Annotated in this window: 21 protein-coding genes; 11 read left to right on the forward strand and 10 right to left on the reverse strand. The window is 70.9% G+C overall.

The window, feature by feature from the left end; all coding sequences use genetic code 11:
• Window positions 1–77 precede the first annotated feature (77 nt).
• Window positions 78–779 (reverse strand): FadR/GntR family transcriptional regulator, encoded by a 702-nt coding sequence (locus ABZX90_RS19035; RefSeq protein WP_351134508.1) that lies wholly within the window; start codon window positions 777–779, stop codon window positions 78–80.
• A 130-nt stretch (window positions 780–909) separates the two neighbouring features.
• Between ABZX90_RS19035 and ABZX90_RS19040 the strand changes: the two genes are divergently transcribed.
• Both ABZX90_RS19040 and ABZX90_RS19045 read left to right on the forward strand, forming a co-directional pair.
• The gene (locus ABZX90_RS19040) at window positions 910–1,437 is read left to right on the forward strand and encodes a gluconokinase (RefSeq protein ID WP_351134510.1); all 528 of its coding nucleotides are present in this window, start codon (window positions 910–912) and stop codon (window positions 1,435–1,437) included.
• Between the two features lie 223 nt (window positions 1,438–1,660).
• Window positions 1,661–3,058: a gluconate:H+ symporter gene (locus ABZX90_RS19045; protein ID WP_351134512.1), complete on the forward strand. Its 1,398-nt coding sequence runs from the start codon at window positions 1,661–1,663 to the stop codon at window positions 3,056–3,058.
• 97 nt (window positions 3,059–3,155) lie between these two features.
• On the opposite strand, the gene ABZX90_RS19050 is transcribed toward ABZX90_RS19045, so the two are convergent.
• From ABZX90_RS19050 to ABZX90_RS19070, 5 genes are all read right to left on the reverse strand, one after another.
• Window positions 3,156–3,791, reverse strand: coding sequence for a cytochrome b/b6 domain-containing protein (locus ABZX90_RS19050; protein ID WP_351135328.1), 636 nt, complete (start codon window positions 3,789–3,791; stop codon window positions 3,156–3,158).
• The gene (locus ABZX90_RS19055; RefSeq protein ID WP_351135334.1) at window positions 3,775–4,464 is read right to left on the reverse strand and encodes a molybdopterin-dependent oxidoreductase; all 690 of its coding nucleotides are present in this window, start codon (window positions 4,462–4,464) and stop codon (window positions 3,775–3,777) included. The genes ABZX90_RS19050 and ABZX90_RS19055 overlap by 17 nt, the downstream gene beginning before the upstream one ends.
• Window positions 4,465–4,755: 291 nt before the next feature.
• Complete coding sequence (locus ABZX90_RS19060) at window positions 4,756–6,321, reverse strand: APC family permease (protein WP_351135330.1); 1,566 nt, start codon at window positions 6,319–6,321, stop codon at window positions 4,756–4,758.
• Between the two features lie 41 nt (window positions 6,322–6,362).
• Entirely contained in the window at window positions 6,363–7,313 is a 951-nt protein-coding gene (locus tag ABZX90_RS19065) for a hypothetical protein (RefSeq protein WP_351135332.1), read from the reverse strand.
• A 409-nt stretch (window positions 7,314–7,722) separates the two neighbouring features.
• A complete protein-coding gene (locus tag ABZX90_RS19070; RefSeq protein WP_355206225.1) occupies window positions 7,723–9,378 on the reverse strand; it encodes an FAD-binding dehydrogenase in 1,656 nt (551 codons plus the stop codon).
• Between the two features lie 302 nt (window positions 9,379–9,680).
• Between ABZX90_RS19070 and ABZX90_RS19075 the strand changes: the two genes are divergently transcribed.
• The 7 genes from ABZX90_RS19075 (at window position 9,681) to ABZX90_RS19105 (ending at window position 14,780) form a co-directional block, all read left to right on the forward strand.
• On the forward strand, window positions 9,681–10,574 hold the full coding sequence (locus tag ABZX90_RS19075; protein ID WP_351135229.1) for a DMT family transporter: 894 nt from the start codon (window positions 9,681–9,683) through the stop codon (window positions 10,572–10,574).
• Between the two features lie 76 nt (window positions 10,575–10,650).
• Window positions 10,651–11,166 (forward strand): NUDIX domain-containing protein, encoded by a 516-nt coding sequence (locus tag ABZX90_RS19080; RefSeq protein ID WP_355206229.1) that lies wholly within the window; start codon window positions 10,651–10,653, stop codon window positions 11,164–11,166.
• A 65-nt stretch (window positions 11,167–11,231) separates the two neighbouring features.
• Entirely contained in the window at window positions 11,232–11,624 is a 393-nt protein-coding gene (locus tag ABZX90_RS19085; RefSeq protein WP_355206232.1) for a DUF202 domain-containing protein, read from the forward strand.
• Window positions 11,621–11,947, forward strand: a complete 327-nt coding sequence (locus tag ABZX90_RS19090) for a DUF202 domain-containing protein (protein WP_351135224.1) — start codon at window positions 11,621–11,623, stop codon at window positions 11,945–11,947. The genes ABZX90_RS19085 and ABZX90_RS19090 overlap by 4 nt, the downstream gene beginning before the upstream one ends.
• Before the next feature lie 152 nt (window positions 11,948–12,099).
• Complete coding sequence (locus ABZX90_RS19095) at window positions 12,100–12,396, forward strand: hypothetical protein (RefSeq protein WP_351135222.1); 297 nt, start codon at window positions 12,100–12,102, stop codon at window positions 12,394–12,396.
• A gap of 140 nt (window positions 12,397–12,536) precedes the next feature.
• A complete protein-coding gene (locus ABZX90_RS19100) occupies window positions 12,537–13,559 on the forward strand; it encodes a phosphotransferase family protein (RefSeq protein WP_351135220.1) in 1,023 nt (340 codons plus the stop codon).
• Window positions 13,560–13,565: 6 nt separating this feature from the next.
• Window positions 13,566–14,780 carry an acyl-CoA dehydrogenase family protein gene (locus ABZX90_RS19105; protein ID WP_355206236.1) on the forward strand — a complete coding sequence of 405 codons (1,215 nt, stop codon included), beginning with the start codon at window positions 13,566–13,568 and terminating at the stop codon, window positions 14,778–14,780.
• A gap of 134 nt (window positions 14,781–14,914) precedes the next feature.
• Here the strand turns inward: ABZX90_RS19105 and ABZX90_RS19110 are convergent, their stop codons facing one another.
• The 3 genes from ABZX90_RS19110 to ABZX90_RS19120 form a co-directional block, all read right to left on the reverse strand.
• Window positions 14,915–15,508, reverse strand: coding sequence for a TetR/AcrR family transcriptional regulator (locus ABZX90_RS19110; protein ID WP_351129704.1), 594 nt, complete (start codon window positions 15,506–15,508; stop codon window positions 14,915–14,917).
• An 80-nt stretch (window positions 15,509–15,588) separates the two neighbouring features.
• Window positions 15,589–17,250 carry a long-chain fatty acid--CoA ligase gene (locus ABZX90_RS19115; protein WP_355206239.1) on the reverse strand — a complete coding sequence of 554 codons (1,662 nt, stop codon included), beginning with the start codon at window positions 17,248–17,250 and terminating at the stop codon, window positions 15,589–15,591.
• A complete protein-coding gene (locus tag ABZX90_RS19120; RefSeq protein WP_351129709.1) occupies window positions 17,247–18,011 on the reverse strand; it encodes an SDR family oxidoreductase in 765 nt (254 codons plus the stop codon). The genes ABZX90_RS19115 and ABZX90_RS19120 overlap by 4 nt, the downstream gene beginning before the upstream one ends.
• Window positions 18,012–18,208: 197 nt before the next feature.
• Here ABZX90_RS19120 and ABZX90_RS19125 point away from each other — a divergent pair, with 197 nt between their 5' ends.
• Together ABZX90_RS19125 and ABZX90_RS19130 are read left to right on the forward strand one after the other, a co-directional pair.
• Window positions 18,209–19,456: a DUF1343 domain-containing protein gene (locus ABZX90_RS19125; protein WP_355206242.1), complete on the forward strand. Its 1,248-nt coding sequence runs from the start codon at window positions 18,209–18,211 to the stop codon at window positions 19,454–19,456.
• 126 nt (window positions 19,457–19,582) lie between these two features.
• Window positions 19,583–20,905: a serine-threonine protein kinase gene (locus ABZX90_RS19130; RefSeq protein WP_351129713.1), complete on the forward strand. Its 1,323-nt coding sequence runs from the start codon at window positions 19,583–19,585 to the stop codon at window positions 20,903–20,905.
• A gap of 55 nt (window positions 20,906–20,960) precedes the next feature.
• On the opposite strand, the gene ABZX90_RS19135 is transcribed toward ABZX90_RS19130, so the two are convergent.
• Window positions 20,961–23,753 (reverse strand): penicillin acylase family protein, encoded by a 2,793-nt coding sequence (locus tag ABZX90_RS19135; protein WP_355206245.1) that lies wholly within the window; start codon window positions 23,751–23,753, stop codon window positions 20,961–20,963.
• Between the last annotated feature and the right edge of the window lie 88 nt (window positions 23,754–23,841).

The following is a 23,841-nucleotide window of genomic DNA, read 5'->3' on the forward strand; positions in this document are numbered from 1 at the left end:
CGCCGGCCGTCAGGGTGCACTCGCCTTCAGACTGCTCCGGCGCTCAGAGTGCTCCGGCGTTCGGAGTGCACGCGCCGTCAGGGCGCCAGGACGTCCAGCTCCTGGAGTGCGCCGACGGTGATCTCGCGGGTGAGCCGCTCGGCGCGGGGCGCGTCGCCCTCACGGACGGCGGCGGCGACCTGGACGTGCAGGGTGACGGCGGCGGGGTCGGGGTCCTCGAACATGACCTCGTGGTGGGTCCGGCCGGACAGGACCTCCGCGACGACGTCACCGAGGCGGGCGAACATCTCGTTCCCCGACGCGTTGAGGATCACCCGGTGGAAAGCGACGTCGTGGACGAGGTACGCCTCCAACTGCTGCCCGCGTGAGGTGGCGACCATGCCGAGCGCGCACTCGGTGAGCTCCGCGCACTGCTCGGCGGTGGCGTGCCGCGCGGCCAGCCCCGCGGCGACCGGTTCGACCGCCGAGCGCAGCACGGTGAGCGAACGGAGCTGGTGGGGGCGGTCGGCGCCGGCCAGCCGCCAGCGGATGACCTGAGGGTCGTACACGTTCCACTCGGACTTGGGGCGGACCGTCACGCCGACGCGGCGGCGGGACTCGACCAGGTACATGGATTCGAGCACCCGGACCGCCTCGCGCATCACGGAGCGGGACACCTCGAAGCGCTGTGCGAGTTCGTCGGTGCGCAGCACGCTCCCCGGCGGGTAATCGCCCGCCGTGATCGCCGGCCCGAGGGATTCCAGTACATGTCCGTGCAGTCCCCGGCCCCGTGTGGTCATGGAGCCAGCGTACGAGGCAGACGCCCAGAACAAAAAGTCAGACTTATATGTCACATACTCTTGAATTCATCGTACCTAATACGTTTCAGTGGCGTCGACATCAGATGTCGACGAAGACAGCGAGAGCGCGATGCAGCACAGTCCCACCCCCCATGTCGTCGTGGTCATGGGCGTCGCAGGCACCGGAAAGACCACCATCGGTCCGCTGCTCGCGGCCCGGCTCGGCGTTCCGTACGCCGAGGGCGACGACTTCCACCCGCAGGCCAACATCGCCAAGATGACGGCCGGGACGCCGCTGACCGACGAGGACCGGTGGCCCTGGCTGGACGCCATCGGGCGCTGGGCGCACGACCGGGCCGGGCTCGGCGGTGTGGTCAGCAGTTCGGCGCTGAAGCGCAGTTACCGGGACCGGCTGCGGGCGGCGGCGCCCGGGGTCGTCTTCGTGCATCTCACCGGCGACCGCGAGCTCATCGAGGACCGGATGTCGCACCGCAAGGGGCACTTCATGCCCACGGCACTCCTGGACTCGCAGTTCGCCACGCTCCAGCCGCTGGCGGCGGACGAGGCGGGGGTCCTGGTGGATGTGTCCGGCGGCCCCAACGAGATCACCGAGCGGGCCGTGGCCGCGCTCGACGGTCTCGCACCGCCCGAGCGGTAACGCCGACCTCAGGCGGTGACGCCGTCCCCACGCGGTAGAGCCGTCGCCTCGCGGTGACCCCATCCCCCTCGCGGTGACCCCGTCTCCTCGGGGTTACGCCTGTCCTTCACCGCACCGCCCGCCGCGCGCGGCGGGCGCCTTCTCCACCTCCGCCTTCCGTCCGGAAGGCCCTTTCTTCGCGCACCACCTTCCCCGCGTCCGTTTCTCAAGCAAGGGAACCACCGTGACCAGACTCAGTGTCGAGATGCTGGCAGCGGACACCGTCGAACCGATCACTTCGGCGGGCCACGCTCAACTGGGCATAGCCGTACTGGCGGGCATCGCCGTCATCGTCCTGCTCATCACCAAGTTCAAGCTGCACCCCTTCCTGGCCCTGACCATCGGCTCGCTGGCCCTCGGGGCGTTCGCCGGTGCCCCGCTCGACAAGGTCATCGTCAGCTTCACCACCGGACTCGGCTCGACCGTCGCCGGCGTGGGTGTCCTGATCGCCCTCGGCGCGATCCTCGGCAAACTGCTCGCCGACTCGGGCGGCGCCGACCAGATCGTCGACACGATCCTCGCCAAGGCGGGCGGGCGCGCCATGCCGTGGGCGATGGTGCTGATCGCCTCGCTGATCGGTCTGCCGCTGTTCTTCGAGGTCGGCATCGTGCTGCTGATCCCGGTGGTCCTGATGGTCGCCAAGCGCGGCAACTACTCGCTGATGCGCATCGGCATCCCGGCGCTCGCGGGCCTGTCGGTGATGCACGGTCTGATTCCGCCGCACCCCGGCCCGCTGGTCGCGATCGACGCGGTCCACGCGAACCTCGGCATCACCCTCGCCCTCGGTGTCCTGATCGCCGTTCCGACGGTGATCATCGCCGGTCCGGTGTTCTCGCGGTACGCGGCCCGCTGGGTGGACGTCCAGGCTCCCGACCGCATGATCCCGCAGCGTGCCTCGGAGGACCTGGAGAAGCGCCCCGGCTTCGGCGCGACCCTCGCCACCATGCTGCTGCCGGTGGTGCTGATGCTGGCCAAGGCGCTGGTGGACATCGTCGTCGACGACCCGACGGACATGACACAGCGCGTCTTCGACGTCGTCGGAGCGCCCCTGATCGCCCTGCTCTCGGCCGTGATCGTGGGCATGTTCACCCTGGGCCGGGCGGCCGGCTTCACCAAGGACCGCATCTCGACGACCGTCGAGAAGTCCCTCGCGCCCATCGCCGGCATCCTGCTGATCGTGGGCGCGGGCGGCGGCTTCAAGCAGACGCTGATCGACTCCGGTGTGGGTCGGATGATCCTGGAGATCTCCGAGGACTGGTCGATCCCCGCGCTGCTGCTGGCCTGGCTGATCGCGGTGGCGATCCGTCTCGCGACCGGTTCGGCGACCGTCGCCACCATCTCGGCGGCCGGCCTGGTCGCGCCCCTCGCGGCCGACATGTCGACCGCCCACACCTCCCTGCTCGTCCTCGCGATCGGCGCGGGCTCGCTCTTCTTCAGCCATGTCAACGACGCCGGCTTCTGGCTGGTGAAGGAGTACTTCGGCCTGAGCGTCGGCCAGACCGTCAAGACCTGGTCCGTGATGGAGACGATCATCTCGGTGGTGGCCGGAGGCCTGGTGCTGCTGCTGTCCCTCGTCATCTAGGGACTGTCCGGATCCAGGGACTGTCCGGCGCGGTCGGGCCGTGGGGAGAGCCGAACTCTGCTCTCCCCACGGCCCGATCGTCGTCGTCGGCACCTGCTCACGGCCGCCACAGCGGATGTTCACGGTCGGCCCACTGCCGGCTCACCGATCCCGTACGCAGGCCCCGCCGGGCCTCCGGGTCGCCCAGTGCCATGCCGATGTGGCCCGCGAGGACGATACCGACGGTGAGGGCCAGCCAGTCGTGGACGAAGGTCGCCGAGGTGCGCCACATCAGCGGGGTGAGGTGGGTGAACCACATCAGCAGGCCCGTGCCCGCCATCACCAGCGTGGCCCCGGCGATCCAGGCGGCGTAGACCTTCTGCCCTGCGTTGAACTTGCCCGCCGGGCGGGACTCCCGGTCCTTGTCGCGGCGCAGCGCCGCCCGCAGCCACACGCGGTCGTGCGGGCCGAAGCGGTTCAGGAAGCCCAGGTCGCGGCGGAACGCGCGGGAGGCCAGGCCCGCCAGGACCGGTACCGGAAGCATCAGGCCGGCCCATTCGTGGACGCGCACGACGAGTTCGCGGCGGCCGACCAGTTCGGCGAACTGGGGGATGTAGAGGCAGGCCGCGGTGGCCACGCACACCCCCATCAGCAGAGCCGTGACGCGGTGCACCCAGCGCTCGGCCCGGCTGAAGCGCCGTACGTGGGAGGAGTGCCCGGACACCGCAGGGGTGTCGTCAACTCGTGGGTTCATCGTCGCGTCCGTTCGAACGGCCGACCCAGGCGTCGACGTCGTACCCCCGGTTCTCCCAGTACCCGGGACGGACGTCCTCGGTGACGGTGATGCCGGAAAGCCACTTGGCGGATTTGTAGAAGTACATCGGGGCCACGTAGAGGCGGACGGGGCCGCCGTGATTGTGGCCGACGGGCTTGTCCTGCATGCGCAGGGCCACCAGGACGTCCGGGCGGCGGGCCTGCCGCAGGGTGAGGCTCTCCGTGTACGTCCCGTCGAAGCAGGTGAAGCGGATCGCCCCGGCCGAGTGGTGCACCCCGGCGGCGTCGAGGAGGTGGGACAGGCGTACGCCCTCGAAGGGGGTGCCGGGCACCCGCCAGCCGGTGACGCACTGGACGTCGTGCACCAGGCGGGTCTGGGGCAGGGCGCGCAGGTCGGCGAGGGTGTAGCTGGTGGGGTGGTCGACCAGGCCGTCGACGGTGAGGCGGTAGTTCGTCGCGTTCTTGTGGGGAACGGAGGAGGCCACCGAGTAGTAGCGGAAGCCGCCGCCGTTGGGCAGCAGCCCGGTGAGGCCGGTGGGGTCCTTCTCGGAGGCGCCGGCGAGGAAGGATTCCATCCCGCGCTGGAGCGTGGGCGCGGTCAGTACGCCGAGGGCGCCGAGCCCGAGGGTGCCGAGCAGCACCCGTCGGCCGATCGGCCGACCGCGCTCTCCGGGCTCCTCGCGCTCCTCGCGCTCCTCGCGCTCCTCGGGCTCCTCGGGCTCCCGGGGCTCGGGCCGCTCCGGCTCCCGTGGCTCCGGCCGCTCCGGTTTCCGCGATCGAGGTCGCTCCGGGTCCGATTCCCCGGGCCGTTCAGTGTTCACCCACTGATTCGAGCACCCGCGACCCCCAAAAGGCCAGTGGTGGCGGGTGCCCGTCAGCGTTCCGTCATCTCTTCTCACGTCCTGTCCGGGAACAGGGGCCCCGGAGAGGACGGCAGGGCCTCATCAGGAGGCGGACTCGGCCGCCTTGTCCAACTGGAACGCCTCGTTGCCGAGGCCGATCCGGGCGTGTGCCTCGGGCTTGCGGGAGCGCAGCACCAGGCCCTGGACCAGTCCGACGACCAGGGCGATCCCGATGACGGCGGGCAGCAGCACGCTCAGGGTGGAGTCCGGATCCGCGCCGACCAGCACGTCGAAGTCCTTGACCGTGTAGACCGCGATGACGAGCAGGGCGATGCCCGCGATCGCGGAGGTGGCGATCCGCCAGGCCTGGGCGCGGGCCGCGCCGCGGCGGACGAAGAACACGATGACCGAGAGCGACGCGGACGCCATCAGGAGGGTGACGCCGAGCGCTCCGACGTTGCCGCCCCAGGTGAAGAGCTGGAGCACGGGCGCGGTCGGGTCACCGGTCGGCTTGTCGTCGGCCAGGGCGAAGCCGCCGACCACGACCAGGGAGACGACGGTGTGCAGGAGCGAGCCGGTGCCGGGGGCGCCGCTGGCGCCGGAGGTGCGGCCGAACGCGGCGGGCAGCAGACCCTCACGGCCCATGGCGAAGGCGTACCGCGCGACGACGTTGTGGAAGCTCAGCAGGGCCGCGAACATGCCGGTCACGAACAGCACATGGAGCACGTCCGTGAAGGTGGAGCCGAGCCGTGACTCGGTGAGGAAGAACAGCAGCCCGGCGCTCTGCTTCTGGGACGTCCCGACGATCGCCGAGGGTCCGGTGGCGACGGTGAGCGCCCAGGAGCTGATCGCGAAGAAGACGGCGACGAAGCCGATCGCCAGGAACATGACGCGCGGCACGAGGATGTGCGGGCGGCTGGTCTCCTCGGCGTACACCGGGGCCTGTTCGAAGCCGGTGAAGGCCGCGATGCAGAAGCAGAGCGCGGTGCCGAGGCCCGCTCCGGTGAGCGTGTCCGGGTTGAAGGCGTGCAGCGACAGGCCTTCCTTGGCGGGGTCGCCGATGGCCGCGACATCGAAGACGACGACGAGCGTCACCTCGATGATCAGCAGCACGCCGAGCACCCACGCGTTGACGTCGATCTTCAGCCAGGCCAGCGCGCCGACGACGAGCACGGCGGCCAACGCCGGTATCCACCAGGCGACTTCGGTGTCGAGGTAGGTGGCGAACAGCCCGGAGACCTCGAAGCCGAAGAGTCCGTAGATACCGACCTGGAGCGCGCTGTAGGCGACGAGGGCGACCGCGGCCGCGGCCGCGCCCGGGGTGCCGCCGAGCCCGCGTGAGATGTACGCGTAGAAGGCGCCCGCGTTGTGGACGTGCCGGCTCATCTCGGCGTACCCCATGCTGAAGAGCACGAGGACGATGCCGAGGATGACGAAGAGCAGCGGCTGCCCGACGATCCCCATCACCGCGAAGGTGGCGGGCATGACCCCTGCCACCACCATGAGCGGTGCGGTCGCCGCGAGGACGGACAGCAGCAGCCCTCCCGTGCCCAGCCGGCCGGCGCGCAGGGCCCGGTCCTGACCCTTGAAGGTGCTGATGCCGGCGCCGTCGGCGGCGGGTCTTCCCGTGCTCGACGTACTCGATGTGCTCGAACTGCCCGTCGTCATCGCGGGGTCGTCCTTTCGGATGTCAGGTCTTCGGGGGTCGTTCACCCCGCGCCGAGCACGCTGTCGCGCGCGGCGCGGAAGGCTTGGTACCCGTCGCGGTCCGGGTACGACCACGGAGCCGGGGTGGCGTGCTCCGCGATGCGATGGAACAGGGCGGCCGCCTCGCCGTCCCTGCCCTCGCAGATCTTGGCGTGGGCAAGGAAGTTGAGGTCGACGAGCCGGCGCGGATGGTCGGCGTGCTCCCACTCCAGCCACCAGTCGAAGGCGGCTTTCATCACCTGGCGGGCCCGGCGCCCGGCCCAGTGTCCGGAGGCGACCGGGTCGGCGGGCTCGCTCCCGGCGCCGGCGAGCACGCGGAAGCGCTCCGCGTGCGCGACGACCGGAAGGATCGCGAGCGGTGAGTCGGCGGGCGCCTGTTCGGCCGCCCAGTTGGCGAAGTCGTACACCTCGTGCAGGGGGTCCTGGCCCGCCGCGGCACGGCGCTCGGCCAGCCGGGCGACCATCAGATGGTGCGCGTGGTGATGGACGGCGTGCCGGTGGCGCACCTCGTCGAAGAGCCGGACCACGTCGTCCTCGGCGCCGAGCGAGCGCTCCAGGAGGAGCAGGGCGAGCCAGGGGGTGGGGTCGGCGGGGGCGAGGGCCGCCGCCCGGTGGCAGGCGTCGCGGGCGCGCTCCGGGCGTTCCTTGCCGTTCAGGGCGCGTTCCACGGTGGCGCAGCCGAGGAGTACAGCGGCGTCGGGGGACTCCGGTTCGGCGAGCTGCCAGTCGCGGGCCCAGGCGAGCGTCGCGGACTCCTGCGCGAGGACGGTGACACGGTGTCCGCGGCGGTCCCAGTCGTCGCCGGTCGCGCCGAGGAGCGCGCGGACCTCGGTCCACCGCCCCTGGTTCAACGAGGTGCGCGCGGCTACGAGTTCGGCGTCGTCGAGGGCGGCGTCGAAGGACTGGGCCGCGCGCTTGCGACCGCGGCCCAGAGGAGGTGGGGGTGGTGACACCGCTGCTCAACCTCACAGGCGCGGTTCGTCAAAGAGTGATCACGCACAGCAAACCCGGAGCCACAGGTTCAAGTCAAGCTCCGGCCAAGTCGCTACACGTGTCAACTGCCTCTGCATGCGGTGGAGTTGATACACGCCGCCCCACAACGTCCTGAACGGCCGCCTTGTCCGTACGACATGAACGGCCATCTTGTCCCTACAACTTGAACGGCCGCTTCACCCCGACGACTTGGCCGGCCGCCATGTTCCCGCGTGCCGAACGGCCGCCCCGGGCCGATGGCTTGAACGGATTCCCCGGCCTTGCACGCCGAACGGCCGCCCCGGACCGGCATCAGGAACGGCCGCCCTCGGCCCGACGCGCCGAACCGCCGCCCCGGACCGATGTCCGGGGCGGCCGCCTCGGGTGCGATCAGCCCACCGCCTTGGCCGCGGCCCGGCCGGCCGTCCGGCCGGAGAAGAGGCAGCCGCCGAGGAAGGTGCCTTCCAGCGACCGGTATCCATGGACTCCGCCGCCGCCGAATCCGGCGGCCTCACCGGCGGCGTACACGCCCTCCAGCGGGTCGCCGCCCTCGGTCAGCACACGCGAGGAGAGGTCGGTCTCCAGGCCGCCGAGGGTCTTGCGGGTCAGGATGTTGAGGCGCACCGCGATCAGCGGGCCCGCCTTGGGGTCGAGGATGCGGTGCGGGGTCGCGGTGCGGATCAGCTTGTCGCCGAGGTACTTGCGGGCCCCGCGGATCGACATGATCTGGAGGTCCTTGGTGAAGGGGTTGGCGATCTCCCGGTCCCGCGCGACGATCTCCCGGCGCAGCGCCTCCTCGTCGATGAGCGGCTTCTCGGTGAGTGCGTTCATACCGCGCACCAGCGCACCGAGGTCCTTCTCGACGACGAAGTCGGCGCCGTTGTCCATGAACGCCTTGACCGGAGCGGGCACATCGGCGCGGGCCCGCCCGATGACGTCCCGGATGGACTTGCCGGTCAGATCGGGGTTCTGCTCCGAACCGGAGAGCGCGAACTCCTTGCCGATGATCTTCTGGTCGAGCACGAACCAGGTGTAGTCGTAGCCGGTCCGCATGATGTGTTCGAGGGTGCCGAGCGTGTCGAAGCCCGGGAAGAGCGGTACCGGCAGCCGGTTGCCGCGCGCGTCCAGCCAGAGGGAGGAGGGGCCCGGCAGGATGCGGATGCCGTGCTTCTCCCAGATGGGGTTCCAGTTCTGGATGCCCTCGGTGTAGTGCCACATGCGGTCGCGGTTGATGAGCCGGGCGCCGGCCCCCTCGGCGATCCCGAGCATGGCGCCGTCGACGTGGGCGGGGACACCGGAGATCATCCGCTCGGGCGGCGTGCCCAGCCGCTCGGGCCAGTTGGCGCGGACGAGGTCGTGATTGCCGCCTATGCCGCCGGAGGTGACGATCACGGCCTGGGCCGTGAGTTCGAAGGTGCCGGTGACCGTGCGGCTGCTGGCCTGGCCGCGCTCGATGCCGGACGGCTCCAGGATCTCTCCGGTGACGGTGTCGACGGAGCCGGCGCTGCGGGACAGACCGGTGACCCGGTGGCGGAACCGCAGCTCGACCAGACCACGGGCGACTCCCTCCCGTACCCGTCGCTCGAAGGGCGCGACGAGGCCGGGCCCGGTCCCCCAGGTGATGTGGAAGCGCGGCACGGAGTTCCCGTGCCCGTTGGCGTCGTAGCCGCCGCGCTCGGCCCAGCCCACCACCGGGAAGAAGCGCACCCCCTGACCGTGCAGCCAGGGCCGCTTCTCGCCGGCCGCGAAGTCGACGTACGCCTCGGCCCACTGGCGCGGCCAGTGGTCCTCGGGCCGGTCGAAGGCGGCCGTGCCCATCCAGTCCTGGAGGGCGAGCGCGTGACTGTCCTTGATCCGCATGCGGCGCTGCTCGGGCGAGTCGACGAAGAAGAGCCCGCCGAAGGACCAGTGGGCCTGGCCGCCGATCGACTGCTCGGGCTCCTGGTCGAGGAGGATCACCTTGCGGCCCGCGTCGACGAGTTCCGCGGTCGCCGCGAGCCCCGCAAGGCCTGCTCCGATGACGATCACATCTGCGTCGTAGGCCATGGGCCCGTCCTCTCGACATTCCGACTGGTCGGATCGGGTCGGCGTCACGGGGACGACTTGATGACGTTTGTCACGACCCGATCGGCAACATCGCTGGTTGGTGAGACATTGGTGGTAGGTGGTGGTCGACCGTACGGGCGACCAGCACTTGTTACTGATCGGTCAGATCCTTCGGCAAGAAAGGTGACCGAGTCAACTGCCTGGTTCCTGGTAGTCCCGGGGGCAGGCCCCCGGCCCATGGCACTACAGTCGGCGGCAATCGCAACCGTGGCCCCGACTCCCGATGTTTCGAGGTACCCAGCGTGTCGGTACTGGTTCTCGTCCTCGCCGTGAGTGCGGCCTGCTGCCTGGGCTTCGGCTTCGTGCTCCAGCAGAACGCGGCCTCGCACGCCCCGCTGAGCGACTTCCTCTCCGTCCGCCTGCTGCTCGACCTCATCCGGGTCCCGCGCTGGCTGGGCGGCATCGGGCTCATGGTGTGCGGCATGGTGCTCGGCGCGATCGCGCTCGGCAAGGGCGAGGTCACACTGGTGGAACCGCTCCTCGCGACCAACCTGCTCTTCGCGCTCGCGCTCTCCCGCCACCAGACCAAACAGCCGCTGGGCCGACAGGGCTGGGCCGGGCTCCTGCTGCTCGCGGGCGGCGTCTCGGCGTTCATCGTGGCCGGTCAGCCCCAGGGCGGCGAGGCCGTCGACGACCCGCTGCGGCACTGGCTGATCATCGGGATCGTGGTCGGGACCGCCCTGCTGCTCACCACGTACGCGAAACGCTCCCGGCTGAGCGCCGGGCCGGTGCTCCTCGCCACGGCCGCCGGGCTGCTGTACGGCCTCCAGGACGCGCTCACCCGGGTCAGCGGTCAGCGCTTCGGTGACGGCGGCTGGAGCGAGCTGCTCACCGGCTGGCAGCCCTACGCGGTGGTCGTCCTCGGCGTGACCGGGCTGATCCTGGTCCAGAGCGCCTTCGAGACCGCACCGCTGCGGATGTCGCTGCCCGCCCTCACCGCCGCCCAGCCGCTGGCCGGCATCGCCTGCGGGGTGGGCTTCCTCGGGGACCAGCTCCGCACCGACCCCGGAGCCCTCGCCTGGCAGGCCGCCGGGCTCGCGGGCGTCGTGGTGGGGATCGTCCTGCTGGGGATGCACCCGGCGATGCCCTCGGGCACCGCGGAGCCGGAGCGCTCGCGGGATCTCCAGCCGCACTGAGGCTCCAAGCCGACAACTCCGCGCAGACGGCTCCGGGCTCCACCCAGGCGCTCCCGCGAGCTGCTTGGATGGTTCCATGAGTGCCGCTGACGAGATCCTCGACATCGTGGACGAGAACGACCAGGTCGTCGGGCAGTCCCCGCGCGGGGAGGCGTACGCGCGCGGGCTGCGCCACCGCTGCGTGTTCATCCAGGCCCGGGACGCCACGGGCCGGGTCTTCGTCCACCGGCGCACCCCCACCAAGCTGGTCTTCCCCTCCCTGTACGACATGTTCGTCGGCGGAGTCGTCGGCGCGGGCGAGTCGTACGACGACGCGGCGCTCCGCGAGGCCGAGGAGGAACTCGGCGTCTCCGGGCTCCCCCGGCCGACCCCCCTTTTCAGATTCCTGTACGACGACGGGGCCGGGGCGACCTGGTGGTCGGCCGTGTACGAGGTCCTGTGCGAGCTTCCGGTGAACCCTCAGGTGGAGGAGGTCGCCTGGCACGACTTCCTCACCGAGGACGAGGTGGAGCGCCGACTGACGGAGTGGACGTGGGTGCCGGACGGGCTCGCGGCCCACGAGCGGCTCAGGGACTACCGGGCGATGGACTGAGCGCCCGACGGTGACGGGCGGCTCCGGCAGCGTCCCGCGCCAGGCCCGCCGGTAGGGTCCTGGACGTGATCGAACTCGTGCGCAATGTCCGGTTGTGGTTCGCGCCCCAGGAGATCCGGGAGGAGGGCGGAACCCCGGACTACCGGTTCTCCCTGGCCAATGAGCGGACCTTTCTGGCCTGGCTGCGCACCGCGCTCGCGCTCATCGGCGGGGGTTTCGCCGTGGACCAGTTCCTGCCGGACCTGCGCTGGGCCTGGCGGGCCGGCCTCGCCCTGGCCCTGCTGGCGGCGGGCGTGCTCTGCTCGCTGCGGGCCGTCAACCACTGGGTGCGCTGCGAGCTCGCAATGCGCCGCGGTGAGGACCTGCCGGTGTCGCGGTTCCCGGCGGTGCTGAGCATCGTCGTCGCGGTCGTCGCGGTCGCGATGGTCGTCGTCGTCCTCGCCGGCTGGGCGGGATGACGACGCCCGCCCGGGAGGAACGCGACCCGGGCCTGCAGCCGGAACGTACGCGGCTGGCCTGGCGCCGTACGACCCTCTCCAGCACCGTCGTCGCCGTGCTCGCCGTGAAGGCGGCCCTGCACGACGGCGGCCCGGCCGGGATCGTGGCGTGCGCGTTCTGCTGCGTTCTCTGGCTGGCCTTCCTCGCCCTCGCCCACCGCCGCATCCGGACGCTGGCGACCGCGGGCCCGGCCGGCCCGGCCGCTCTCGCTCCCCGGCACGCGACGGCGGCGACCCTGTGCGCGATGGCGTTGGCCCTGTGCGCGGTGGCGTTGGTGTTCTAGGGCACGCCCCGGGGCCACTCGGGCGCCACGCGGCCCGAAATGGCCGGAATAGGGACACTTTGTGGCGCTAGCCTGGATCGTCGCTCCGCCCCCGCGTCACGCGGACGACGCCCTTCACGTCCCACTTCACGTCACAGCCGAAGGTGAGCACGATGACCACCCTTCACCAGGAGCACCCCACCCACCAGCACGTCCACGGTCCGAACTGCGGGCACCCCGAGGTGCGGCACGGGGACCACGTCGACTACGCGCACGACGGGCATCTGCACCGCGAGCACGCGGGGCACTGGGACGAGTGCGAGCCGAGCGGCCATACGGCGCACGACCGGCACGACCATCAGCACGGCGAGGGCTGCGGGCACCCAGCCGTGGCGCACGGCGACCATCTCGACTACCTGCACGACGGCCACCGGCACGCCGAACACGGCGGCCACTGGGACGACCACTGACCCATCGGCGGTGATCGGCGTCTCCCCCGGGCTCGCGCGCTCCGGGGGAGACGCCGATCACGTTTCGCGCAGCCGCTGGACGACATACCGACTGGTCGGCATCATGGTCACGTCCCGTTCCCGTGTGCTGAGGAGCAATGATGAGCCCGGACCACCCGCCAGGTCTCGATCTCGACCGGTTGCGCGGCCTGCTCGACCGTGAGCGGCCCGGACTGGTCAGCGGCCCGCTGACCGGCCGGCTGATCGAAGGCGGACGGTCGAACCTCACCTACGCGGTCTCCGACGGAACCGCCCGGTGGGTCGTACGGCGGCCTCCGCTCGGCCATGTGCTGGCCACGGCGCACGACATGAAGCGTGAGCACCGGGTGATCAGCGCGCTGCATCCGACGGCCGTGCCGGTCCCGAACCCCGTGCTGCTGTGCGAGGACGACTCGGTGCTCGGCGCCCCGTTCTACGTCATGGAGTTCGTGGAGGGCACGCCCTTCCGCACCGCCGGCCAGCTCGCCCCGCTCGGCCCGCAGCGCACCCGCGACGCGGTGCTCGGCCTGGTGGACACCCTGGTGGAACTGCACTCGGTCGACCCCGCCGAGGTGGGGCTCGCCGACTTCGGCCGCCCCGAGGGCTTCCTGGACCGGCAACTGCGCCGCTGGGGCAAGCAGCTGGACGCGTCCCGGAACCGTGAGCTCGCCGGGATCGACGAGCTGCACGCCGCACTGGGACGCGAACTGCCGGGCTCCCCCGCACCCACCGTCGTCCACGGCGACTACCGGCTCGACAACGTACTGATCGGGCCCGACGACCGGATCAGGGCGATCCTGGACTGGGAGATGTCCACGCTCGGCGATCCGCTCACCGACCTGGGGCTGCTCGTCATGTACAGCACGCCCCTGGACCTGCCCAACTCCCCCATCAGTACGACCGCTTCGGCCGCCGGGCATCCGGAGGCGGCCGAGATCGTCGAGCGGTACGCCGCGCGCTCGGGGCGCGACGTGTCCGCCGTCTCCTGGTACACGGCGTTCGCGTGGTTCAAGCTCGCCGTGATCCTGGAGGGCATCCACTACCGCTACACGAAGGGCCAGACCGTCGGCGCGGGCTTCGACCGCATCGGCGAGCTGACGCCCGTCTTCATCGAGCACGGCCTGACCACCCTTCAGGAAGGCTGATCCGCCATGGACTTCGGATTCGACGCGCGCACCGAAGAGCTGCGCCAGAAGCTGCTCACCTTCATGGACGAGTACGTCTATCCGGCGGAGGCCGTCGCGGAGGAGCAGCGCGCTCTGCTTGCCTCGCCGTGGGACACGCCCGCCGTGGTCGGGGAGTTGAAGGCCGAGGCCCGCAGGCAGGGGCTGTGGAACCTCTTCCTGCCGGACTCCGAGTACGGTGCCGGGCTGACCAATCTCCAGTACGCCCCGCTCGCCGAAATCACCGGTCGCAGCCCGCACTTGGCGCCCACCGCGCTGAACTGCGCCGCTCCGGACACCGGCAACATGGAGGTGCTCACCCAGTTCGGCGACGAGCAGCAGAAGAAGCAGTGGCTGGAGCCGCTGCTCGCCGGTGAGATCCGCTCCGCGTTCGCGATGACGGAGCCCGAGGTGGCCTCCTCCGACGCGACGAACATCACCACGCTCATCGAGCGCGACGGCGACTCGTACGTCATCACCGGCCGCAAGTGGTACATCTCCGGGGCGATGAACCCCGACTGCAAGATCTTCATCGTGATGGGCAAGACGGACCCGGACGGCGCCGACATCCGCCGTCAGCAGTCGATGATCCTGGTCCCGCGCGACGCACCGGGCCTCGTCGTCCAGCGTGCCATGCAGGTGTACGGCTACGAGGACCACTCCCACGGCGGGCACGCGGAGGTCGTCTTCGATCACGTCCGGGTCCCGGTGGGCAACCTGGTCGGCGAGGAGGGCGGCGGTTTCGCCATCGCGCAGGCGCGGCTCGGTCCGGGCCGGATCCACCACTGCATGCGGTTGATCGGCATGGCCGAGCGCGCCATCGAGCTGATGTGCCGGCGGGCGGTGTCCCGTACGGCGTTCGGCAAGCCGCTGGCCCAGCAGGGCGTGGTCCAGAACTGGATCGCCGACGCGCGGGTCGCCGTCGAGCAGCTGCGTCTGCTCGTCCTGAAGACGGCCTGGATGATGGACACGGTCGGCAACAAGGGCGCCCACACGGAGATCCAGGCCATCAAGATCGCCACTCCGCGCACCGTCGTCGACATCCTCGACAAGGCCGTCCAGCTGCACGGCGCGGGCGGTGTGAGCCAGGACTTCCCGCTGGCCGAACTCTGGGCCGCCGCACGGACCCTGAAGCTCGCCGACGGACCGGACGAGGTCCACCAGCGCTCGCTGGCGCACCGGGAGATCAAGAAGTACGTCTGATCGCAGCTGTGTGACCACAGCGCCGCGGCCCCACCGTCCGGTGGGGCCGCGGCGCTGTCCGCGCTCGGTCTGTCGTCGGTGCTCCGTCGGCCGTCGGTACCGGGTGCTCCGCCGGCCGTCCGTGCTGCGGTCCGCTACGGGCGCAGTGCGCGCAGCAGCAGGTCCGCCAGGTGGTCGGCGACCTGTTGGGGGGCGAGCGGGCCGTCGGGCCGGTACCAGGTCGACAGGTGGTGGACGGAGCCGAAGTGGTAGTCGACGACCAGGTCGGCCGGGGTGGCCGTGGAGAAGACGCCCTGCTTCTGGCCCTCCTCGATCAGGGCGCGGAAGCGCTCGTGGTAGCGGCGCCGCTCGGACCGCACCTGCTTGAGCTTCTCGGGGCCGAGGTGGTGCATCGACCGGAAGAAGATCGAGGCGTCGTCGAGGTTGTCGATCGTCGTGACGACCACGTCGGCCGCCGCGCCCCGCAGCCGCTCCTCCACCGGCGCGTCGGCGTCCGCGAACGCGTCCAGCCGCTCCTGCTGGATGCGCAGCACGCGCGCGTAGACCTCGTGCAGCAGGTCGTCCTTGGAGCCGAAGTAGTGGTAGAGCGCCCCCTTGGTGACACCCGCCGCCTCGACGATCTCCTGCACCGAGGTGCGGTCGTAGCCCTGCTCGGCGAAGAGCCGGGTGGCGGCGGCCAGCAGCCGCTGCGGGACGGGAGTACCGTCACCGTCCGTCGTCCTGGGCACTGCCGCCACCTGCCTTCCGTGCGTTCACATCGATAACCGTCGTCCGCGAGGAGCCCTGGGACTGCACCTTGTCCTGGGGACTACTGGGAGTCCTGGGACCGGGAACGCAGTTCCCGACGGAGGATCTTCCCACTCGCCGTCTTCGGCAGTTCGGGCAGGATCTCCACCTGCCTCGGATACTTGTAGGCGGCCAGTCTCTCCTTGCAGTACGCGGCCAGCGCGGCGGGGTCCTCGGAAGCACCCGGACGCAGGCTGATGTACGCCTTGACGGTCTCCCCGCGGTAGCCGTCGGGGATCCCCACGACGGCCGCCTCGCGGACCGCCGGGTGGGTGTACAGGACGTCCTCGACCTCGCGCGGCCACACCTTGAAGCCGGACGCGTTGATCATGTCCTTCTTGCGGTCGACCACGTAGAGCCAGCCGCTCTCGTCCATGAAGCCGATGTCGCCGGTGTGCAGCTCGCCGTCCGGGAACGTCTCGGCGGTGGCTTCGGGACGACGCCAGTAGCCGGGCACCACCTGCGGACCGCTGACGAGGATCTCGCCCTGCTGTCCGAAGGGGACCTCCTCGCCCGAGTCGTCGACGATGCGGACGACCGAGTCCGGGCCCGGCACGCCCACGGCCAGCGTCCCGGAGACCGGGTCCACCGGTGCCTCCAGGCCCGGCGGCACGGAGGCGCACGGCGCGGTGCACTCGGTGAGCCCGTAGCCGTTGCGGATGTACGGCCCGAAGCCGGCCCGGAACTTCTCGACGAGCGCGGGCGGCAGCGGGGCACCGCCGGAGGAGATGTTCCGGAAGGAGGAGAAGTGGTCCGGCGTGACCGCCGGGTGGGCGGCCAGCGCCATGAAGGCGGTCGAGGGGCCGACCGTGTAGAGCGGCCGGTGCTCGGCGAACGCGTCGAGCACGACCCCCGCCTCGAAGCGGTACGCGAGGACCAGTGTGCCCGCGCTGTTCATGCAGGCGGCGAGCTGGCAGACCATCCCGGTGATGTGGAAGAGCGGCGCCATCGCGAAGTACACAGGTGCCTCGGGCAGCGCGAGGCCGGTCCGCTGCCGTTCGGCGTTGTGCATGATGTTGCCGTGCGTGTTGGTGGCTCCCTTGGGGGTGCCGCTGGTGCCCGAGGTGTAGCTGATCAGCGCGATGTCGGACGGGCCGAGGCCGCGGTCGCCGGGCGCCTTGTGCCCCTGCCGGGCGACGGCGACGAGGTCGTCGGCCCCCGCGTCCGGGGCCAGCCGCTCGAAGGACAGCACGCGCGGGTCGTCGCGCGTCTGGAAGTCGCGTTCGCAGGCCGTCAGGACGATCCGTACGGGCGAGTCGGCGGCGGTCTCGCGCAGATACGCGTCCCAGGCACGGTCGGAGCAGACGACGGCGCTCACCTCCGCGTCGTGCAGGACGTGCCGGACCTCGCCGGACTTGTACATCGGGTTGACCGGCACGACCGTCGCGCCGGCCTTCCACGCGCCGAGCAGGGCGAGCACGAAGTGCGGGGAGTTCTGGAGCATGATCGCCACCCGGTCGCCCCGCCGCAGACCGCGGTCGGCGAGGTGCCCGGCGACGGAGTCGCTCAGCTCGTCGACCTCGCGGTAGCTCAGCCGCCCGTCGAAGTAGGCGAGCGCGGTGCGGTCCGGGCTCTGCGCGACCGTGTCGGCGAGGGCGTGCACGAGGGTGTCGGCGGGGCTCACCGGAGCGCGCTGCGCCTCATTGAGGAGCGCGACCCAGGGCCGGTCGGTGTAGCGGGTCACTCGGTGGTCTCCCACTTCTGCTGGAGGTGGTTCATGTTCGTCATCCAGCGGTCGGGGTCGGCGGCCCGCGCCTGGTAGTACCCGGCGACCTCGGGGTGCGGCAGGATCAGGAAGCGGTCCTCCTCGATGCCCTTCAGGAGCGCGTCGGCCACGGCCTCGGGCTCGATGGCGGTCGGCTGGAGCACCAGGTCGCCCGCGCTGCCGGTGGCGTCGAGCATGTCGGTGCGCACGCCCTGCGGGCAGATCGCGTGGACCTTCAGACCGCGGTGGCGGTACGTCAGCGACAGCCACTCGGCGAACGCGTACGCGCCGTGCTTGGTGACACTGTACGGGGCGGCGCCGATCATGGTGAGCAGCCCGGCGGCCGAGACGGTGGAGACGAAACGGCCGCTGCCGCGCTCCAGCCAGTCCGGCAGCAGTGCGTGGGCGGCGCGTACGTGGGCCATCACGTTGACGTCCCAGGCCAGAGCCCAGACCTTCTCGTCGGCCGCTTCGGAGCCTCCCGAGGCGACGCCCGCGTTGGCGCAGTAGACGTCGACCGTGCCGCCGAGCGCGTCGCGGGCCTCGGCCACGATCAGGGAGGCGTCCCCCGGTACCGCCGTGCCGCCGATCTCGTCGGCCACCGCCTTCGCCTTGTCCGCGTCGAGGTCGTTGACCACGACCCGCGCTCCCCCGGCGGCGAAACGGCGGGCCAGCGCGGCCCCTATGCCACCTCCCGCTCCGGTGACGACCACTCCCGCACCCTGCACGGCTCCCACCATCGGTCTCCTTCGATGCGACACGGCTCTCCTGCGGCACCAGACTAACCAGTCGGTATGTAACAAGGGAAGGGTTCCAGGCCGGTGCCGGCGATCACATGAGGAGCCACGACAGGCCGGAGGGATCCGCACCCTACGAACTTCCCCCGCGAGCCCCTAGCGTGCCTGTGTCAACCTTCCGCGAACACGGAGGTCACACCATGCGCATGTCCCGACGGTCACTGCTCGCGGCCGGCACCGCCGCGGCGGCCCTGACTCCCCTGCCCGCCGGGGCGGCGGTGCCGGGCGCGAGCACCGGACACCGGCTCCGCACCGGCTTCGAGCGCCTCGCCGGGGCGGGGTACGCCCAACTCGGCGGTGGACGCGTCGGCATGGTCACCAACCCCACGGGCATCACCCGCGACGTCCGCCACATCGTCGACGTCATGCACGCCGACGATCGCGTGAACCTGGTCGCCGTCTTCGGCCCCGAGCACGGCTTCCGGGGCACCGCGCAGGCCGGCGGCTCCGAGGGCCGCTACGACGACCCGGCGACCGGACTCCCCGTCTACGACACGTACTTGAAGAGCGGTCAGGTTCTCGCCGACGTGTTCACCGCCTCCGGCGTGGACACCGTCGTCTTCGACATCCAGGACGTGGGAGCGCGCTTCTACACGTACATCTGGACGCTGTACGACTGCATGGAGGCGGCGCAGCTCGCCGGCAAACGGTTCGTGGTGCTCGACCGGCCCAACCCGGTCACCGGCCGGGCGGCCCAGGGACCGGTCCTGCACAAGGAGTTCGCGACGTTCGTCGGACGGCAGCCGATCGCGCAGGCGCACGGGATGACGGTGGCGGAGCTGGCCCGGCTCTTCAACGGGGAGTTCCTGGCGGCGCCCGTGGAGCTGGACACCGTACTGATGTCGGGCTGGAGGCGCGGGGAGTTCTACGACGCCTCGGGGCTGCCCTGGGTGCCGCCCAGCCCGAACATGCCGACGGCGGACACCGCGCTGGTGTACTCCGGGACGTGTCTCTTCGAGGGGACGAACCTGTCGGAGGGGCGCGGCACGACACGGCCGTTCGAACTGCTCGGCGCGGAGGGCGTCGACGGGCGCTGGGCCGCGGCGGCCGGTGAACTGGGGCTGCCCGGCGTGCACTTCAGAGAGGCGTACTTCGCTCCCACCTTCTCCAAGTTCCAGGGCAGGACCATCGGGGGTGTCCAGATCCATGTCCACGACCGGGCGGCGTACGACCCCGTCCGCACCGGAATCGCGCTCCTGGTGACCGCGAGGAAGGTCTGGAGCGGCTTCGCCTGGCGCTCCGACAACTGGATCGACAAGCTGACGGGCTCGACGCTGGTGCGCACGACGATCGACGCGGGAGCGGGCGCCGACGAGGTCGTGGCGGCCTGGCAGGACGAACTGGACGCCTTCCGCAGGGTTCGGAAGCAATACCTCATCTACAAGTGAGCCGCCGCCCTTTTCCACGGACGAGTGACGGATGCGTGACGAGTAAGTCGTGACGTATGGCCAACTTTCCCCGCCGGGTGGACGATGCGCCCATATCGCGCCACTCGCGGGGTCAGGGGGCCTCTCATGAAGGAACCGGCAGTGAGTGTGTCTCCCTACTGGGAGCTGACGTTCGACGCGGACGGGGACGCGGACGGCCGCGAGCGGGACCGGTGGATCGAGGAGGTGCCGCGCCGCGGGGTCCGCGACCTGATCGTCTTCACGCACGGCTGGAACAACGACCGTTCGGGCGCCACTCGCCTCTGCAGCCGCTTCTACGAACCGTTCCCGGAACTCGCGCCGGCCGCGCGCCTCGGCTACGCGGGGGTGATCTGGCCCTCGATGCGCTTCTCGGACGAGCCGATCCCCGACTTCCCCGCGGCGGCGGCCGCCGCTGTCGCCCCGGCCGCCCGGCCGGTCCTCGGCAAGAACACCCGGCACGCACTCCTGGAGGTGTTCCCCGGCCGTGCCACCGTGGTCGAGCAGATCGCCCGGCTGCTCGACCAACAGCCGGACGAGGGAGCTTCGTTGGAGGAGTTCTGCCGTCTCGTACGGCTGCTCGTCGAGGTCCGTCCGCAGGGGCCGCAGACCTCGTTCGCGGCGGACACCCTGGCGGAGGGCGTGCCGGAGAGCGATCCCGAGATGCTCTTCGGGGACGCGGCGACGGTGTGCGGCGAGTTCGCGCAGGCGCTCGCCGGGGCCGGGGCTCCGGGAACAGCCGCCTTCGCGCTGCCCCGGCTGTGGGACGGAGCGCACGAACTCCTGCGCCAGGCCACGTACTACGCGATGAAGCGGCGCGCCGGCACGGTCGGTGAGCGCGGGCTCGGGCGGGCGATCGGGCAGCTCGCGGCGGCGGCGCCGGAGGTGCGTGTGCATCTGGTCGGGCACAGTTTCGGCGGCCGCCTGGTCTCGTTCGCGCTGCGCGGGCTGCCCCCCGGGGTGCGCACGGTGAAGTCGGTGACGCTGCTCCAAGGCGCGTTCTCGCACTACGCGTTCGCGGCCCGGCTGCCGCACGACGCGCGGGCGAGCGGTGTGCTGGACGGGCAGCACCACCGGATCGACGGCCCCCTGGTGTGCTGCTACTCCCGCTTCGACTCGGCGCTCGGCACGATCTACCCGCTGGCCTCGCGGATGGCGGGCGATGCCCGGTCCGTCGCGGCGGACTTCGACCTCGGCCGCGCGCTGGGTGTGAAGTGGGGCGCGATGGGCCACGACGGGGTGCAGGCGGTGCCGGGGACCAGGACGCTGACGCTCGCGGAGGCCCTGCGCACCCGGCTGCCCGTCTCGGGGTGCGTGAACATCGACGCCGCCGCGGTGGTGTGCCGGGGCGGGGCACCCTCAGGCGCGCACAGCGACATCTGCCACCGCGAGCTGGCCCAGGTGGTGCTGGCGGCGGGCCGCGTCCGCTGACCCGCCGCCGCTCCGGTGCCGGCCGCTCCTTGGACCTACCGGCGCCGGTCCGTGCTCACCGGTGTGAGGTGTACTCGACGACCTGCTGGTAGGTCGGCCGGTTCTGCCAGCTGATCTTGCCGTGCTTGATGCCGCCGAGCGTCCGCTGGACGATCGAGTCGGCGCACCACTGGTCGCCCGCCGAGCACTGGTCGTCGCCGGGGTAGACGGTGGCCGCGGTCTTGCCCGCCGCCTCCTTCAGCGTGCTGATCAGGGCGTCCCGGCAGGCGCCGAGGCTGCCGGCGCCGCAGTACTTCCGCGACAGGCCGCCCTGCACGGACTCCCCGAGCACCGCCCGGATGTCCTTGTCGACATAGCTCCACCAGCCGTACTGGAAGGAGCTTCCGGCGTGCGAGCCGGTCGGTCCGTGCCCGGCCGACGGTGCCTCGTCGATGGGGAGGTTGCTGCCGAACGCGGTGTACAGGCCACTGCCGAGCCCGGGCTGGAACTCCGCCTTCACCAGCAGCGGCCACCAGGCGTCCAGGATGCGGACCGCGTCGGCGTCGGCGTAGGTGTGCGAACCCGCGGAGGTCTCCTTGCGCTTCGCGCCCGCCGTCACCCAGGCGGACAGCTTGCTCACCGCCGCCGCGGCCGTGGAGTCCGTGACCGGGGAGCTGTTGACGACCTTCAGCAGGTCGGGGAGCACGTCCTCGGCCCGCAGATCGGCGAGCGCCGCGTCGGCCATCGCCTTCACCAGCGCGGACCTGGTCACCCCGCCCGCGGCGACCAGCTTGGCGACCCGGTCCTCCAGCAGGTTGCCGCGGTGCACCGAGCCGTCGCCCCAGGAGGACGTCGTGTAGTCCTTGGCCTGCTTGTTGTTCCAGGAGATGTAGTAGTCCTGGTCCACGGAGTTGGGGTGCGCGGACGCCGGGGTGTACGCGGCGGTGTTCGTGGCCGGGTCCCACTTCTGCCACTCGTACGCGGCCTGCGCCCACACCGGGAACTCGGCGTCGACCCCGCTCGCCCGTACCGGGTTGTCACCGCTGTTGTAGTACGCGGTGTGTGCCGAGTCGGCGTAGAACCAGTTGAAGGTGTAGTTGATGTGCTGCACAGCGCTCTGGAAGGTCGCCGGACTCTTCACGAAGTCAGGGTCGTTGAGCATCTGGAAGCCGATGATCGAGTCGGCCTCGTGCATGTAGGAGGAGCGCAGGGTGGTGTACGCGACCTTCTTGCCGCCCACGGTCGCACGGTAGGCCACGGGACCGTACTTGGTCCGGTAGACCTGCATCCGGTACGAGCCCGCCGCGGTGCCGTCGGCGACGGTCGGCTTCCAGGAGTTGGTCCGCTCGACCTTGTCCATCGCCGTGCAGGTGCCGTGGTAGAGGTAGTGGTAGTCGTCCTGGCACAGCTCGACGGCGTATGTGTCGATGATGTCCTGGCCGGAGGTCGTCGCGCTCCAGGAGTAGTCCTGGCCGCGGCCGAGTTCGACGTACATGCTCAGGCCCGCGAAGGAGGCGCCGCGGGCGCTGAGGCCCGGGCCCTGGATCTCCTGGAGCATGAGCAGTTGTGGCGCGAAATAGCCGGTCTGCGGGCCGAAGACGGCGATCGGGTGGCCGCTGGCGGTGTGCTTGCCGCTGACCACGAGGGCGTTGGACATACCGCGCTTCGCCGAGGTGAGTGAGGTCTTGGCCGCCGTGGCCGAGGCGCTGGTGGCGCTCGCGGTGGCCGCGCTGCCGGTGCGGTCGTAGACCAGCTGCTCCTGGGCCACCGAGCCGGCGTCGGGCAGGGCCTCGCCCTGCGGGCTGTCCGGCTTGGCGGCGTAGGGGAAGCTCTGGCCGTTGTGGACGGTGAGCGCCGCTTCCGGGTCGTTGCGCTCGCGGAAGGACTCCCAGACCTCGGTGCCCTCGGCCACGCCGTACTGGGACTGGGCGGCGAGCAGCGAGAGGGCGTTGTTGACCTCGCCGCCGCCTCCGGAGCCGAACAGCGAGCCGATGACGGAGGCCAGCGCCACCAGGTCGGTGAGCTTGAAGTGGTCGATGGTTCCGGCGTTGGTGATGGAGTCCTTGTGGCCGGTCAGGACGTACTCGCCGGGGAAGTAGCGGCCGCTGTCGGAGGCGTCGATGTAGGCGTTGATGCCGTCGATGTAGGCGTTCGCGTCGGCGAGGGCCTGGGTGCCACGGGCTCCGGCGCTGCTGGTCGCGTTGTCTATCTGGGCCTGCAGGTCGGCCTCGGTGTAGGGCGCGTTGCGCCAGAACTCCTGCTCGAGGCCCTGGTTGGAGGCGGCGCCGCCGGCGAAGCCGGTCAGCTGGCCGCGTCCGACGTGCCGGAAGACGTCCATCAGCCACAGCCGGTCCTGGGCCGCGGCGAACCCGGCGCCGTACTCGGTGCCGTAGCGGGTGGTGCCGGTGATGTGCGGGACGCCCGTCTTCTTGTCGCGGACGATCGTCACGTCGGTGCGGCCGCCGGGCTTGGTGGTCGAGGCGACCTGGTCCGAGGCGACGCCGAAGGAGGCGTCGTTGAAGAAGTCGTTGATCTTGGTGTCGGTGAGGGTGGAGTAGCCCGAGGCCAGGTTGCCGTAGGGGGCGAGCTGGTCTTCCGCGTGGCTCGGCTGGGTGCCGAAAGCCTGGTTGAGCAGGATCTGGGCGAGGGTCGCGTTGCCGTTCTCACCGGGCGGCAGGATGTCCGAGCACTGGCCGCCGCAGTAGTCGTTCGCGGCGGTCGCGGTCGAGGTGTCGGCGGCGGACGCCTGGGAAAGCGGCGACAAAAGACCGGCAATGAGCACGCATAGGGATGCTGCCTTGAGGAACTTGGGGAATCTGCGGGGAGTTCTCAGTCTGTCCAACGTGGTGCGTGGGGTGCTCGGTGGCATGTCAGCTCCTACCGACGGGGGGTGGGCCGGACGTTACCGCCGGTATCCCCGAGTTTGAAGATGAACATGCGTCAGTTTTTGGGATTCA

Origin of the sequence: Streptomyces sp. NPDC002935, assembly GCF_040611295.1 — a bacterium.
GTDB lineage: Bacteria > Actinomycetota > Actinomycetes > Streptomycetales > Streptomycetaceae > Streptomyces.